Below are 13,474 nucleotides of genomic sequence, written 5' to 3'. Positions count from 1 at the left end.
ATCTGGGGCAAAGCTGATCAAGTCCACCGCAGACTCTCAACCGACTGCATGAACGAGGGCTCATTGCCGATCCGGTCAACAAAGCGAAATCCGTGGTGCTGACGAAGGACGGCCTGCGAGAATCTGAACGCCTCTTCAAGCAGCACTTCGTCACCGCTGGCAGCAAAACCAATTAATGAAACGAAATTCCAACTCACGACACCAGGGGTCACGCTACTGGCCAGTGGATCGTTTCATTCTAAACGACCGTCCTATCGAGCCCGACAACATCTTGGCGATTTCGGTCTCGACACGGCGCAAGCAGCAGGCTTATCTAAAATAGACTGCGGCGGCGAATGTTCCGCATTCTCGAATTTCAGTCATTGAAGTCGTAGCAGAGTACCTGTCGAAATGGACGCACGGTCAATGCGTCGCGTCGTCGCTCCCGTAACTGGTTGCCCCTGGCGTTATCCCGCTGGCGGGCGCAAAGCACTCCACCCGAGAAACCATGGCCTCAAGGAAACAGATCACGCGCGATGGTCCGCTGCAGGGCGACGAGATCTCCATCTCGGATTACCTTCGCACAATCGGCGAGAGCTGGCGTCTAATCGGCATGATTGCGCTCGGCGTTCTCGCGCTGGGATCGTTGTACGGCCTGATGCATCCGACCTTGTACCGGGCCGATGCGCTCATACAGATTGGCACACCCGCGTCCAGCTCTCCCGAAGCCGAAGCGTTGGGCCGGCTTGCCTCGATATTCGATTCGAGGGTGAAAGCCAGTGCAGACGCCGAGATGGAACTCATTCGCTCACGCATGGTGGTCGGCGAGGCGGTGCAGCAACTGAATCTCCAAACTACGGCGCAACCTCGGTACTTCCCACTTATTGGCCGTTGGATCGCGCGACTGCGCAGCGGATCCGCCAGCATGAAACCCCTGTTTGGACTGCGGCAGTTCGCCTGGAGCGACGAGTCGATCGAAGTATCGAAATTCGATGTTCCTCATGCTGCAATCGGCCACGAATTCATCGTAAAGGCGAGACAGGCCCCGTACTTCAAGTTGATTGCACCTGACGGCAAAACGCTTGGAACAGGAGAAGTCGGCCACGAGCTGGTGGTGCCTTTCGGCGACGGCAAGGTGCATCTTCTCGTCAATAAGTTATCCGCTTCTCCCGGCGGTGAATTTACACTGAAGTCAAGTTCGATAGAGGCCACGATCCTCGCGCTGAAAGATGCTTTGGTCATTTCAGAAAGAAAGTCGCAAACTGGCATGATCGGTGTTGCCCTGGAGGGACCCGACCCGGTGCGCACTGCGGACATCGTCAATGCGGTTGCTCAGCAGTATCTCGCTCAGGATCTCGCAAGGCGTACGTCCGAGGCCGAACACTCGCTTCTCTTCCTCGAGGGTCAATTGCCGAAGCTGCGGGACGAATTACAGCAAGCCGAGGATAAGTACAACGCTTTTCGTAATAGCAATGGAACCGTCGATCTGAGTGTGGAAAGCCGGTTGTTGCTGCAACAGGTTGTCGATCTCGATACCGCCTTGCGCGGCCTCTTGCAGCAGCGCGACGACATCTCGCAGCATTACAAGGAGGGTTACCCGCTACTTACGGCGGTGGACTCGAAGATCGCCCGATTGCAACAAGACCGCGAAGCGCTGAGCCAGCGTGTTGCCAGTTTGCCGGATAAGGAACAAAACGCAGTGCGTCTGATGCGCAACGTTCAGGTCGACACAGACCTCTATACGAATCTCCTGAACAGTGCGCAACAGCTTCGTGTCGTCAAGGCGGGCAACGTAGGCAACGTGCGCATTGTCGATCTCGCGGTGCCCCCCGAGAAGTCGAGCAAGCCTAACTGGCAGGTACTATTGTCGTTGTCTGCCGTGCTTGGGCTTGTACTGGGAATCGTCACCGCGTTCCTTCGCAAGGCGGTGTCTGGTGGAATCGAGCGAAGCGCCGAGATCGAGGCAGCCCTTGGAATACCCGTTTGCGCTGTCGTGCCGCACAGCGAACGGCAAATTCGTTTGCAGGAGGCAATACGCCGCAAGGCTCCGGGCATACATGTGCTTGCTGCGGTATGGCCGGGGGATGTCGCGGTCGAAGGCGTGCGAAGCTTGCGAACAGCGTTGCAATCGATCGGATCGGAAGTCAGGAACAATGTCGTGATGATCACAAGTTCCCGTCCTGGGGTAGGAAAGTCGTTTGTCGCGGCCAATCTTGCAATCGTGTTGGCGACAGGCGGGAAAAAGGTGCTCCTGATCGATGCCGACATGCGCATGGGCGACATACACAGATCCTTCAACCCGGCTGGCGGCCCCGGCTTGACCGAGTTGCTAAAAGGTGCGGCGTTTGACGACGTGGTCGTGCGCGATGTCATGAATGGCGTCGACCTGATCCCGCGCGGGGGCGAGACGCCAAACGCCGCGGACTTGCTTACGACCCGGAGACTGAGCGAGATACTCGATGTTGCATCGCGGCGGTATGACGCTGTCGTCGTCGATACGCCGCCTGTGCTTGCTGTCACCGATGCAACGCTGATCGGCCGGCAGGCCGGTACAACGCTGCTGGTCGTTCGGCACGGTCGGCATCCGGTGGACGAACTGTATGAGGCGCTCAACCGGTTGCGCAGTAGTGGCGTGAACGTGGCAGGAACTCTCTTTACCGACGTTCCGCTCGACAAGGCGCGATACGGTTCAGGCTACGGCAGGTCGGACGGGTACGGCAAAAGCGGCGGCGAGTCCAATGTCAGGACAGCCTGAACGAATCGCAAGAAGTATCACGCACACAGCGAAGTATCAAAACAAGGAGAAGGAACCATGTCGAACAAGGTTGCACTGGTCACCGGTATCACAGGCCAGGATGGCTCTTATCTTGCTCAATTCCTGCTCGACAAAGGATATGAAGTGCATGGCGTCAAGCGGCGCACCTCGCTCTTCAACACGGATCGCATCGACCATTTATACGAGGATGACCATGCATCGCAGCGCCGCTTTCATCTTCACCATGGTGACCTGACCGACTCGTCGAGCATCTTGCGAATTATTCAGCGGGTGCAACCGGATGAGATCTATAACCTCGCCGCGCAAAGCCATGTTGCGGTTTCATTTGAAGAGCCTGAGTACACGGCGAACGCGGACGGCCTGGGTGCGCTGCGCATGCTGGAAGCCGTGCGAATTCTGGGCCTCGAGAAGACCGCCCGGTTCTATCAGGCGTCGACATCGGAGTTGTTCGGACTCGTGCAGGAAGTGCCGCAACGGGAGAACACGCCATTTTATCCGCGCAGTCCGTATGCGGTAGCGAAGATGTACGCGTACTGGATCACGGTCAACTATCGCGAGGCGTATGGCATATACGCTTGCAACGGCATTCTGTTCAATCATGAATCGCCCGTTCGGGGCGAGACGTTCGTTACGCGCAAAATTACGCGCGCCCTCGCACGTATTGCAATCGGTTCGCAGAATTGCCTTTACCTTGGCAATTTGTCGGCGAAACGCGACTGGGGACACGCGCGCGATTACGTCCAGATGCAATGGCTCATGTTGCAACAGGACGAGCCGGAAGACTTTGTCATTGCATCTGGCGTGCAATACAGCGTGCGCGAATTCGTTCAGCAGGCGGCGTGCGAACTCGGTATCAAGCTTCGGTTTGACGGAAGCGGAGTCGATGAAGTCGGGATCGTCGAAAGTGTGAGCGGCCGGGAATGCCGGGTCGCGCCCGGGACGGTCATCGTGCGAGTGGATCCTCGCTATTTTCGACCGACAGAGGTCGAGACCTTGCTCGGCGATCCGTCGAAAGCCCACGCGAAGCTGGGATGGGCACCGACCGTGACGTTCGGCGCTCTTGTGAGGGAAATGGTGTTGTCCGACTATCAGATCGCCAAGCGGGATGCGCTGATCACGCTGGCTGGCTACAGGGCGTTGGAGCATCACGAGTAAGGACGAAGTTTGGCCGAGTCGGCATGTAACTCAGGAGCGTGTGGAATGTCGCCGCGTTTCGTATTTTCACTCGCAGTCTTTACGGTCTTCGCGGCAGGCTTGGCTCAATACGCGGATCAGGCGCTTGGCGCGCTCGGCACCGGAGCAATCAACGTCTGGAACCTAAATTCGGCCGCCATGGATGACGCAGGTGCTGTCAAGTACGTGAAGGACGCGAGCATCGCCTTGATCGGAGTCGGGTGGCCTCTTGCGCTCGGTTTGAATCGCTTTCGGGGGGGAATGCGTACGTTTATTCTGATGTTCTTCACGTGGATTCTTTGCATCGTATCGGTGGGACTCGTGCCGTTCATCGCAGGTTGGACGCCATTGTTCTTCCTACCTGCGGGATTGCGCTGGGTTCTGCTGATTCATGCGTCATTCGGCCTGTTTTTGTTCGCGAGTTTGCTGCCGGCCGAGAAGCAGGGACAAACGGCCCTCGTCCTCGCATTGCTCGCGCTTGCCGCATTGGACTTTTACGTTGTCCTGCGACAATGGATACAACTCGGACAAATACAACAAGTTCTATTTATGCAGGATCGGTACACGGGCCTGTTCAGTAACGCGGCGCTAGCAGGCATGTATGCGATTTCGCTTGCAAGCATGGTGCTCGTTCTGGACCGCGCCCGGCTGTTGTATCGGCTTATATTGCTCTCCCTCGCAGTCGCGATTGCCGTCTCTTCGGGCACGCGATTCGCTATGCTCAGTATCGCGTCCATCGTCGGCGTAGTAGTTTGGGAAACGCTTGGGGGACGGCTGAGCCGTAATGATCGGATGCTGCTGGTGGTGACTGCGCTACCGATTGCTATTTTGCTCGCAATCGTTGGCTATTCTCACATGGTGGAAGCGGTCGGCCGCGGTGATGTGCTGACTGATCAACTCGACGAAGGCGGTCGTTTATCCAACCTCGGGAAGATAGCGGAGCAGTTGTCAGAGGCAACTCCGGGAGAACTCTTTTTGGGGCGGGGCCTCGGCGTAGGCACGAACACAGCCGTCATGCTCCTCCAGCGTGCGGGCGTCGACCCTGAGCAATACCGGTTCAATCTGCTCATCGATAACGCCTTCGTGACGATGCAGTTTCAAATCGGAATTGTGGGTATGCTAATTTTCGCGACGGGTGCGACGGCGTTTTTCTGGCGCATCCGTCCGCGTCATTCGAGGCGTCAGTCGGTTCGCTATGTGGTGTTCGTTGGGATCACGATTGCAGCCTGCATGGACGTCAACCTGTTCGAGCAGTATCCACTGGTGACGACTCTGATGCTCTGCTTTGGGGACATCTACGGGTGCTCTCTCGGCGCCTATTTGTCCACGCGTCGATCACGTGGCGTTGACTTGCCTGGCACTGAAGCAGGAGTCGCTGACGTGGAGCAGCAGAAATGCTTGTTTTCATAGCGCCTTACAGCGCCTCTAACCGTGGGGCGAATGTGAATCTGGGCGCCGCACGCAAGGTGGAGTTTTTTCTGGCGTTGGCATCGCAACTTTCCGAGGATGTTCTTTTGATCAATACGGGCCACATAGAGGCAGGATGGTCACGTAGAAAATGTCGGGATTCCGTCATCGGCACGCAACGCATTCGGGAGATTTCGCTTCGCTGCTACCCTGTAAGGCCCATCGGCAAGCTGCTGAACCTTTTCGAAGTCTTGGCGCTGAGCGATGAGATAGCGAAGGTCGGCAAGCCCGAAGCCGTATGGATCTATAACGCGTACGCGTTCGAGTCGATGCTCGCTCGCGTGCTGACGCACCGGTTCGGTGCGCGTCTGATCCTCCAGTTCGAAGATTGGCTGCTTTCTCGTCGCCGCTGGCATCCGAAGCCGTTGCTCGACTTCATCGCATGGCGATACGTGTTACCCGCTCCATCGTTATGTCTTGCGGTTAACGATCACTTATCGACACGCGAACATCAACGCAGCGGTTGTCCCGTGGTGCTGTGTCCGGGCGTGGTGTCGGACGATCTCATTGAAGCTTGTGGACAGCGTCGTCCATTCTCGCGAACGGCAGATGCTAGAACGATGGTTGGCTATTTCGGTGGGCTGAGCGTCGAGAAGGGTGCTGACGTGGTTCTCGACCTGATCCGGAAGTCCGGCGGACGCCTCATGTTTCACGTCTGCGGAACGGGTCCGCTGGCACGCGAGTTCGTCAGGCTGTCCGCCGAAGATTACCCGGTGCACTTCCACGGTCGGGTGGACGAAAGAGTCTTGTTCAAATTGATTTCCGACTGTGACGTGCTGGTGAACCCGCATGTTTCGATAGAGAAAATGGGTAACGGGGTCTTTCCTTTCAAGGTTGTCGAATATGTCGCGTCGGGAAGATTGGTCATTTCCACCGAACTTCCCCCGATGAGCATGACGGAGATTCACGACGCCATATGCTTTGTTTCCGCGGATGTAAGGTCCATCGCCGATGCGTTGGCAAACGCAGAGCAGACGTATCGCCGCAAACGCATGAGCATCGAGCGGGCAATGAAAGCAGCCGCCCAACTTCTGACGCGAGACGCGCTAGAAAGGTCGATATCCCGGGCTTTGAGCAGTCGAATCAAGGACTAGTCCATTGAACCAATGAAATTGCACTGAGCTAATAGTGCATGGGCAAAATGAATCTGAGTGAAACCGAGCGCGAAGAGCTGATGTCGATGCAGCGCAGCCGCACGATGGCCGTTGGCCAGGTGAGGCGTGCGCGGTTGATCTTGCTGCTCGACGAAGGAGCCTCGCGTGCGGCGATCATGGCGGAATTGCGTTGCGATTCGCGTTTCATTACAACATGGCAAATGCGTTTCACCTGTGAGCGTTTGGCTGGGTTGTACGGCAGACATCCAGGCCGGGCACCGCGACCTGACCTGGCGGTCCTTGAAGCGAGAGTGCTCGACTACACACTGCGACGTAAGCCGGCCGACGGCTCGACACACTGGAGCAGCCGCAAACTGGCGGCACAGTTGGGCATGGCCTTCGTGACGGTGCAGCGTATTTGGCGCAAGCACGACATTCGGCCACATCGTCTCGATACCCACATGGTGTCCAACGATCCCGATTTTGAGGCGAAGGCAGCCGACGTGATCGGGCTGTACCTCAATCCGCCGTTGCATGCGGTGGTGTTCTGCGTGGACGAGAAGACAGCCATCCAGGCGCTGGATCGCAAGGACCGGATGTTGCCGCTCTCGCCTGGACGCGCCGAGAGCCATGGCTTTGAATACAAACGCAACGGCACCCTGAGCCTGTTCGCCGCATTGAACGTTGCCACCGGCGAGGTGCTGGGCAAAACCGCGCCACGCCATACCAGTGCCCAGTTTGTTGCGTTCCTCACGGAGGTGGTATGGGCACAGCCGCGCGGAAAGGAGATTCACGTGATCTGCGACAACGTGAGCAGCCACAAAACCAACGCCGTTCAAACATTTCTGGTTGACCATCCGAAAGTGTCGATACATTACGCCCCGACGTATTCGTCATGGCTGAGTCAGGTCGAGAACTGGTTTGCACGCATCCAGCGCGACGACATTGCGCTTGGCGTGTTCACCAGCACCAAGGATCTCAACAAAAAGCTCATGCGTTATATCTGTCAATACAACAAGCAGGCGCGCCCATTGAAATGGAAGTACTCCGATCCATCGCGGCGAATCCGGTGCAATTCATCCGGTTCAACGGACCAGGCCGATGCGTTGATCAAGCCGCTCTAACCGGAATGACCTGTCGTGGCCTTGAAAGTGACATGATTTGCTGGCATCGAGGGACAGGAACCGCAGTCGGCAGACGGGTACCCTGGATACCAGGGGCGGGACTTCAATCCGTGGTGCAGGATCGCGCACGCCGCGTGAATTCGTCAGGCGCTGGCGAGCCCGGTACGCTGCACGTCATTCTCGAAGTCGGCGTAGGTTGATGCGATGCCCTCTCTGAGCGTAATCGTGGGCGCCCAACCCAGAGCGGCGAGCTTCGATACGTCGAGCAACTTTCGCGGCGTCCCATCGGGCTTCGACGAGTCGAATCTCAGCGATCCAGAAAAACCGACGACATCGCAGATCAGTCGTGCGAGGTCGGCAATCGCTATGTCCTTTCCATATCCGACATTGAACATGCCCTCGACCAGGTCGTTGCTCAGCAGGACGAGAACCGCGGACGCCAGATCGTCTACATGAAGGAATTCCCGTCTCGGCGATCCGGAGCCCCATACCGGGAGCGATTCGAGTCCGTTCAGCTTTGCCTCGTGCGCCTTGCGGATGAGCGCGGCCAGCACATGGCTGCCTTGAAGATCATAGTTGTCGTTGGGGCCATAAAGATTCGTAGGCATCACCGATATGAAGCGCGTTCCGTATTGCTTGTTATACGCTTCACAAAGCTTGTGACCCGCGATCTTTGAGATGGCATAGGCTTCGTTGGTTTGTTCGAGAGCGCTCGTGAGCAGGTAATCCTCTTTTATGGGCTGAGGGCAAAGCTTTGGATAGATGCACGATGAACCGAAGAAGACGAGCTTCTGCGTGTGACTCTTGAATGCTGCATGAATCACATTGGTTTCGATGACGAGGTTCTCGTAGAGAAACGAAGCCGGCTGAGTCGAATTGGCATGAATTCCGCCGACTTTGGCTGCGGCCAGGAGGACGACGTCTATATGCTCTCGAGCGAAAAAATCCATCACGGCGCGCTGATCCAGCAAGTCGAGCGACTGTCTCGAGGCCGTGATCACGTGATCATATCCGGAACTGGCAAGGCGCCGAAGGAGAGCCGAGCCGACCATTCCCTTATGTCCGGCGACATAGATGCGAGAGTTTCTGTTCATGTGAATGGCCAATAGTCGAGAGAGACACGTCGGTCGGAACGTGAGTTGCCCCGCCACTTGATTCAAAGGGCTACGACGTGCGGTTTCATCAGCTTAGCAATGCATATGGACCATTCAAGGTCATGGCGGACGGTGCCAATATATTGGCGCGGTCCGTGTGCACCTCTGCGCGGTCGTTGCCGAGGATATAAAGATGCGCGAGGTGACGCTGCAACGTAATACCCCGGTCAGCCAACTTCATTCCGTATTCGGCCATCTGACCGTGTGACCGCCGAACCGATCCTATGCTTCGGGGACGCATGAAGGACCTCCGTGGGCCAATTTATGTCGTAAGCGGCCCTGCTCCCGGAAGGTTCGGTGTGTCGGGATACTACCGGCTCTCTTCGAGGAAAAAAAATGGAAGCTCTACCGATAACGGGCAACGCAGAGGTCGTTCATGACTCGAATGTCGAAGTAGTCTCGTTCGAAGGTGAAACGCTCGCCATGATCATCCGGGATTCGTTCTCGAGAAGTGGTGTGAGTTTCTTTACTCCGAAGGAGTTTCCTCAGCAACTCGCGTACATGGAACATCCCGCCGGAAAAGTGATCGACGCGCATCTTCACTGCAAGTTGGTGCGGCAGATCGAATGGACGCAAGAGGTGCTCTTCGTCAAGCGTGGCCGTGTCCTGGTGAAGTTCTATACGCCCGATAAGGACTACCTGTCGAGCCGTGTACTGTACGCGGGCGATGTCATCTTGCTGGCGTCGGGTGGTCACGGCTTCGAGATGCTTGAGGACGCGTCTTTCTTCGAAGTCAAACAAGGGCCCTATATGGGAGAGCAGGAAAAATTGCGCTTCGCGTCCGCACACCTGAGCCGATGCAGTGAAGCGAGTAACGGCCCAGGCGTCGAGCTTGAAGTTAAGGACGGCGCGCGATGATCCCGGTCAACGAACCCCTGCTCGACGGAAAGGAGCGCGTCTATCTGAACGAATGCATTGAAAGCGGGTGGATTTCTTCGGACGGGGCGTTCGTCGAGCGTTTCGAACGTGCGATGGCGGGTTACGTCGGCCGCAGACACGCGATTGCCGTCGCGAACGGCAGCGCTGCGTTGGACGTGGCGGCGGTGGCTCTGCGGCTCGGTCCCGACGACGAAGTTATCATCCCCACGCACACGATCATATCGTGCGCATCGGCCATTGTTCGCACCGGTGCCCGCTTGAGACTGGTCGACTCAAGTCCGGATACGTGGAACATGGACGTGACGAAGATCGAAAGCGCTATCACGAGCCGGACGCGGGCGATCATGGCCGTGCACACTTTCGGTCTGCCGGTGGATATGGCTCCGTTGCTGGATATCGCAAGGAAATACGGCCTCGTTGTGATCGAAGATGCTGCGCAGGCAATCGGACAAACCTATAACGAAGCGAAGTGCGGCAGTTTCGGCGATATATCGTGCTTCAGCTTCTACGCCAACAAGCACATCACGACGGGGGAAGGGGGCATGATCGTCTGCGACGACGACGAGCTGGCTACGCGCGCGAGAAGTTTGCGAAACCTGTGTTTCAAGCCTGAGAGGCGATTCGTCCACGAAGAGCTTGGCTGGAATTATCGGATGAGCAACCTCCAGGCGGCTGTCGGGCTAGCGCAATTCGAGAAGCTAGATGCGCACGTCGCGCGAAAGCGCGAGTTGGGCCGCCGCTACGAAAGCCTTTTGCGGGGAGTGCCGGGAATCGGGATGGCGCCGGTGGCATTGCCATATGCCGAGAATATCTATTGGGTCTTCGGTATGGTATTGGACGACAGCTTGCCCTTTGATGCCGACGAGCTCCGGTCCATGCTGGCGGAGGCAGGTGTCAGCGCGCGGCCGTTCTTCTGGCCGATGCACGAACAGCCGGTTTTTCTCAAGCAAGGGATGTTCAAGGGAGAGAATTTCCCGATTGCCGAACGCATGAGTCGCAGGGGATTGTATCTGCCGAGTGGTCTCGCGCTCACCGAAGCACAGCAGGACTACACGGTGGACGTGGTGCGCGACACGCTGGCCACCGCCTTTTCGCGAAGTTTCCGCAACAGCAGGTCAAGTTCAGCGCGGTGCTGACCGACTGCTCGCCGCAGCAAATATGGCCCGTCACGCAACGGAACAAACACTTGATCCGGGTGGCAGGTGGTCGCACGCGGCTTTCGGCGAGCCGCTTTGACGCGATGCGCTTAGCCAGCGCAGGACTGCCTGGCGGTTCAGCCTCGACTCATCGACGAGGCTGGCTATGACATGCCATTCGTTGTATTTTCCGACGTTTTCTCGCTCAGGCTGTTTCCGAGCATCACCGTTTTCTCGCGACGAAGGTCGCTGAGAGATCGGTAGCGCTCAACTCGCCGCCCATGCACTTCAAACTGTCCAGGACCTCGAATCCGCTGAGGTCCAGCATCAGTTCGATCTCGGGCTTGAACATGTAGCGCATCACATGCGTCTCGAGGACGGTCTCGACCGACTGCGTTTTCAAATCCGTTAGCAGGACGGTGTAGTTGAACGCGACAGTATTGTCATGAGGACGCATCGTGGGCTCGGCGATTCGTATCGCCGCGGTTTCTTCGCTGGAGGCGCGTTTGATGCGTACGTCGGGCGGAGCGGCGAGGACCGCGGGACCGTACCAGCAATCGAACACGAACAGTCCTGATGGCCGCAGGTGCGTCGCAGCGGTGTGACACATCGCCATGAAATCGGAGTTGGTCGTTTGATAGCTCGCAACATAAAAGAGCGAGACGACTGCGTCGTAGAGTTCATTCGTGCGGACGATCCGCGCGTCGCCTTGCTGAAACGTCAGTCGCTTCGCTACTGCGCCTGGCAGAGTGGTACACCTGGCAGCGGCTCGGGCAAGCATATCGGCGCTCATGTCAACGCCAGAAACACAAAATCCCGCGGCTGCGAATTCCGCCGCGTGGCGTCCGGTGCCGCAACCTAGATCCATCACGTGACCTCCAACTATTCCGTACCGCCCGAGCAATCCGGTGACAAACGACGCTTCCGCCTTGTAGTTCTTGTCATGATAGAAAAGATCATAGTATTGCGAATATCTCGTGCTGAAGCTCATGAAGCGACTCCATGTCTGGTCGTATGGCGGTGGCGAAGTCACGCGTGACGCGAACGCACTTTTGTTTATTCGAAGGCAACCAAAGCCAAAGCCAAAGCTCAGGGTGCTCATGAGAAAGGGTATCTAGCGGGGATTTTCAGACTACATGCATGACTGTTTTCAGCAAGGTGTTGACCGGTCGTTTCCTTGCTGAAGCATTCGCCGTCTGATCGGTCTATCGCTCAGCAAGTCCAGTGGGTCGGGAAACCCTGATGAGCGGCTTTATGGTTTTCACTTTCAGCGCTAAAGAAATGAGACGATGTTTTGGTCTTGTTGATACTGGGAGCGACGTTCTCGGCCAGAAACATGCTTTTGGCGGACACCACGGCAATGGTGGATCGAATATGGCACTAAGCTCACGAGGTCATACGCTTTCCACAGCGTTCCAACGCAAGCCAGAGCAGCGATCTAGAACCGAAGCAAAATGGAGGTAACGGCATGTCCCACGCTACTAGCTTAGGCGATGCAGGAGATAACGGTATTTTCCACCGATTTAAAGAACGCGCGGTCAAGCTCATAGGAATTTTGTTGTACGACGGTTTTTCGCTGCTGGAAGCGGGCACCCTTGCCGAGGTGCTTCATATCGCCAACGAGATTCAGTCTCGCAGTCTGAGAAGAAACGCAACTTACAGCGTCCGTCTGGTCTCTGCCTGCGGTGGGATGATAGCCTGTTCGTCATCCGTTTGCGTTTGGACCGAGCGCCTGGGCGGCCAGCGGTTCCAAGGCTTCGACGCACTGTATATTGCGGGCGGACCCGGCGCAAAGCGTGCAGCCGCCGACGAGGTGCTCATTGGGTTATTGACCATAGCATGTTCGCAGACCGGCGTCGTCAACCCTCTCGGCAACGGCGACTTGCTGCTGGCGGCAGCGGGCATTTCTCGCCGCGATTGGGCTTCGGTCGATCCGGGCATCTGGAGTCCGGAGACGTCTAACGTCGCGGCGTCGACCGAAGGCGGCGATGCGCTGATCAACTCGCTCGCGCTCGTGAAGCGGGACCTCGGATACGACATCGCGACAGCAGTTGCCGATCACTTCACCGTCTCCAAAGATCAGAATTTGACGACCATGCTGAGCACCATGGGAACGAACACGCAGGCGGAAAAGGCACAGGAATCCGCGCGCTGGCTCGAGCGAAATTGCGGACGCCCGGTTTCAATAGGCGACGCGGCTCGTACGGTGGCGATGAGCGAGCGGAACTTCCTGCGTCTGTTCAAGCGCGAGATGGGAGTGACACCGTCGCAATATCTTTTGCGAGCGCGCCTCGATCTCAGTTGTGAACTGTTGGCCAGAAGCGACTTGCCGATAGACAAGATCGCTCGCAGGGTTGGACTGACGAATGGCGAGCGGCTTTCGAAAGTGTTCAGGAGGCAATTCTCGATGTCGGCGACGGAATACCGCTGTCAAAAGAAAAGCGGCGCCACGGCCGATCCTGTGGAGATGTCCGCTTAGGAGCTGGCGAGGCAAAGCTTCGCCGCGAGACAAGGAGCCCTTCGAATCAGTTGGTCGGCATTCAGATTCAAATATTTTCGAGGAGAAACAGATCTTCACGCATCTGTTCGCCTCGGAATCTCCCCCGGCGTCAGACTACTTGTCGTGTTATCTGAATCTTATAGACATGGTCCGGGGGCGGTAAAATCAGGGTGAATGAAAGCCTACTCAGCA

At 57.0% G+C, this 13,474-nt stretch carries 10 protein-coding genes and 1 pseudogene; 9 read left to right on the top strand and 2 right to left on the bottom strand.

Annotated elements, in window-relative coordinates; all coding sequences use genetic code 11:
• Positions 1-35: 35 nt before the first annotated feature.
• The 6 genes and pseudogenes from HWY30_RS41750 to HWY30_RS21225 all read left to right on the top strand — a co-directional run.
• Positions 36-176, top strand: a pseudogene (locus HWY30_RS41750) (DUF6429 family protein); the annotation flags it as partial.
• A 311-nt stretch (positions 177-487) separates the two neighbouring features.
• Positions 488-2,734, top strand: coding sequence for a polysaccharide biosynthesis tyrosine autokinase (locus HWY30_RS21245; protein ID WP_090806280.1), 2,247 nt, complete (start codon positions 488-490; stop codon positions 2,732-2,734).
• Positions 2,735-2,791: 57 nt separating this feature from the next.
• Positions 2,792-3,910 (top strand): GDP-mannose 4,6-dehydratase, encoded by a 1,119-nt coding sequence (gene gmd / locus HWY30_RS21240; protein ID WP_090806278.1) that lies wholly within the window; start codon positions 2,792-2,794, stop codon positions 3,908-3,910.
• Between the two features lie 45 nt (positions 3,911-3,955).
• The gene (locus HWY30_RS21235; RefSeq protein ID WP_143037196.1) at positions 3,956-5,338 is read left to right on the top strand and encodes a hypothetical protein; all 1,383 of its coding nucleotides are present in this window, start codon (positions 3,956-3,958) and stop codon (positions 5,336-5,338) included.
• Positions 5,323-6,489 carry a glycosyltransferase gene (locus HWY30_RS21230; RefSeq protein ID WP_090806274.1) on the top strand — a complete coding sequence of 389 codons (1,167 nt, stop codon included), beginning with the start codon at positions 5,323-5,325 and terminating at the stop codon, positions 6,487-6,489. The genes HWY30_RS21235 and HWY30_RS21230 overlap by 16 nt, the downstream gene beginning before the upstream one ends.
• A 38-nt stretch (positions 6,490-6,527) precedes the next feature.
• Positions 6,528-7,613: an IS630 family transposase gene (locus HWY30_RS21225; protein WP_090806272.1), complete on the top strand. Its 1,086-nt coding sequence runs from the start codon at positions 6,528-6,530 to the stop codon at positions 7,611-7,613.
• 143 nt (positions 7,614-7,756) lie between these two features.
• Here HWY30_RS21225 and HWY30_RS21220 read toward each other — a convergent pair whose 3' ends face one another.
• Positions 7,757-8,707, bottom strand: coding sequence for a GDP-L-fucose synthase family protein (locus tag HWY30_RS21220; protein ID WP_090806270.1), 951 nt, complete (start codon positions 8,705-8,707; stop codon positions 7,757-7,759).
• 396 nt (positions 8,708-9,103) lie between these two features.
• Here HWY30_RS21220 and HWY30_RS21215 point away from each other — a divergent pair, with 396 nt between their 5' ends.
• Complete coding sequence (locus HWY30_RS21215) at positions 9,104-9,625, top strand: cupin domain-containing protein (RefSeq protein ID WP_090806268.1); 522 nt, start codon at positions 9,104-9,106, stop codon at positions 9,623-9,625.
• Positions 9,622-10,782 (top strand): DegT/DnrJ/EryC1/StrS family aminotransferase, encoded by a 1,161-nt coding sequence (locus HWY30_RS21210; RefSeq protein WP_090806266.1) that lies wholly within the window; start codon positions 9,622-9,624, stop codon positions 10,780-10,782. Before HWY30_RS21215 ends, HWY30_RS21210 begins: the two co-directional genes overlap by 4 nt.
• Before the next feature lie 223 nt (positions 10,783-11,005).
• On the opposite strand, the gene HWY30_RS21205 is transcribed toward HWY30_RS21210, so the two are convergent.
• The gene (locus HWY30_RS21205) at positions 11,006-11,773 is read right to left on the bottom strand and encodes a class I SAM-dependent DNA methyltransferase (RefSeq protein ID WP_090806264.1); all 768 of its coding nucleotides are present in this window, start codon (positions 11,771-11,773) and stop codon (positions 11,006-11,008) included.
• Positions 11,774-12,250: 477 nt separating this feature from the next.
• Between HWY30_RS21205 and HWY30_RS21200 the strand changes: the two genes are divergently transcribed.
• Positions 12,251-13,261 carry a GlxA family transcriptional regulator gene (locus HWY30_RS21200; protein WP_090806262.1) on the top strand — a complete coding sequence of 337 codons (1,011 nt, stop codon included), beginning with the start codon at positions 12,251-12,253 and terminating at the stop codon, positions 13,259-13,261.
• Positions 13,262-13,474 lie beyond the last annotated feature (213 nt).

The sequence above is a fragment of the Paraburkholderia tuberum STM678 genome (assembly GCF_902833905.1).
In the GTDB taxonomy this organism is placed as follows: domain Bacteria; phylum Pseudomonadota; class Gammaproteobacteria; order Burkholderiales; family Burkholderiaceae; genus Paraburkholderia; species Paraburkholderia tuberum.
Note: the sequence above shows the minus strand (reverse complement) of the source record. Positions and strands in the feature narration are given on the sequence as shown.

Coding starts and splice junctions, on each gene's coding strand:
- HWY30_RS21245 (WP_090806280.1), top strand. CDS start 488: ATGGCCTCAAGGAAACAGATCACGCGCGATGGTCCGCTGCAGGGCGAC.
- gmd (WP_090806278.1), top strand. CDS start 2,792: ATGTCGAACAAGGTTGCACTGGTCACCGGTATCACAGGCCAGGATGGC.
- HWY30_RS21235 (WP_143037196.1), top strand. CDS start 3,956: ATGTCGCCGCGTTTCGTATTTTCACTCGCAGTCTTTACGGTCTTCGCG.
- HWY30_RS21230 (WP_090806274.1), top strand. CDS start 5,323: ATGCTTGTTTTCATAGCGCCTTACAGCGCCTCTAACCGTGGGGCGAAT.
- HWY30_RS21225 (WP_090806272.1), top strand. CDS start 6,528: ATGGGCAAAATGAATCTGAGTGAAACCGAGCGCGAAGAGCTGATGTCG.
- HWY30_RS21220 (WP_090806270.1), bottom strand. CDS start 8,707: ATGAACAGAAACTCTCGCATCTATGTCGCCGGACATAAGGGAATGGTC.
- HWY30_RS21215 (WP_090806268.1), top strand. CDS start 9,104: ATGGAAGCTCTACCGATAACGGGCAACGCAGAGGTCGTTCATGACTCG.
- HWY30_RS21210 (WP_090806266.1), top strand. CDS start 9,622: ATGATCCCGGTCAACGAACCCCTGCTCGACGGAAAGGAGCGCGTCTAT.
- HWY30_RS21205 (WP_090806264.1), bottom strand. CDS start 11,773: ATGAGCTTCAGCACGAGATATTCGCAATACTATGATCTTTTCTATCAT.
- HWY30_RS21200 (WP_090806262.1), top strand. CDS start 12,251: ATGTCCCACGCTACTAGCTTAGGCGATGCAGGAGATAACGGTATTTTC.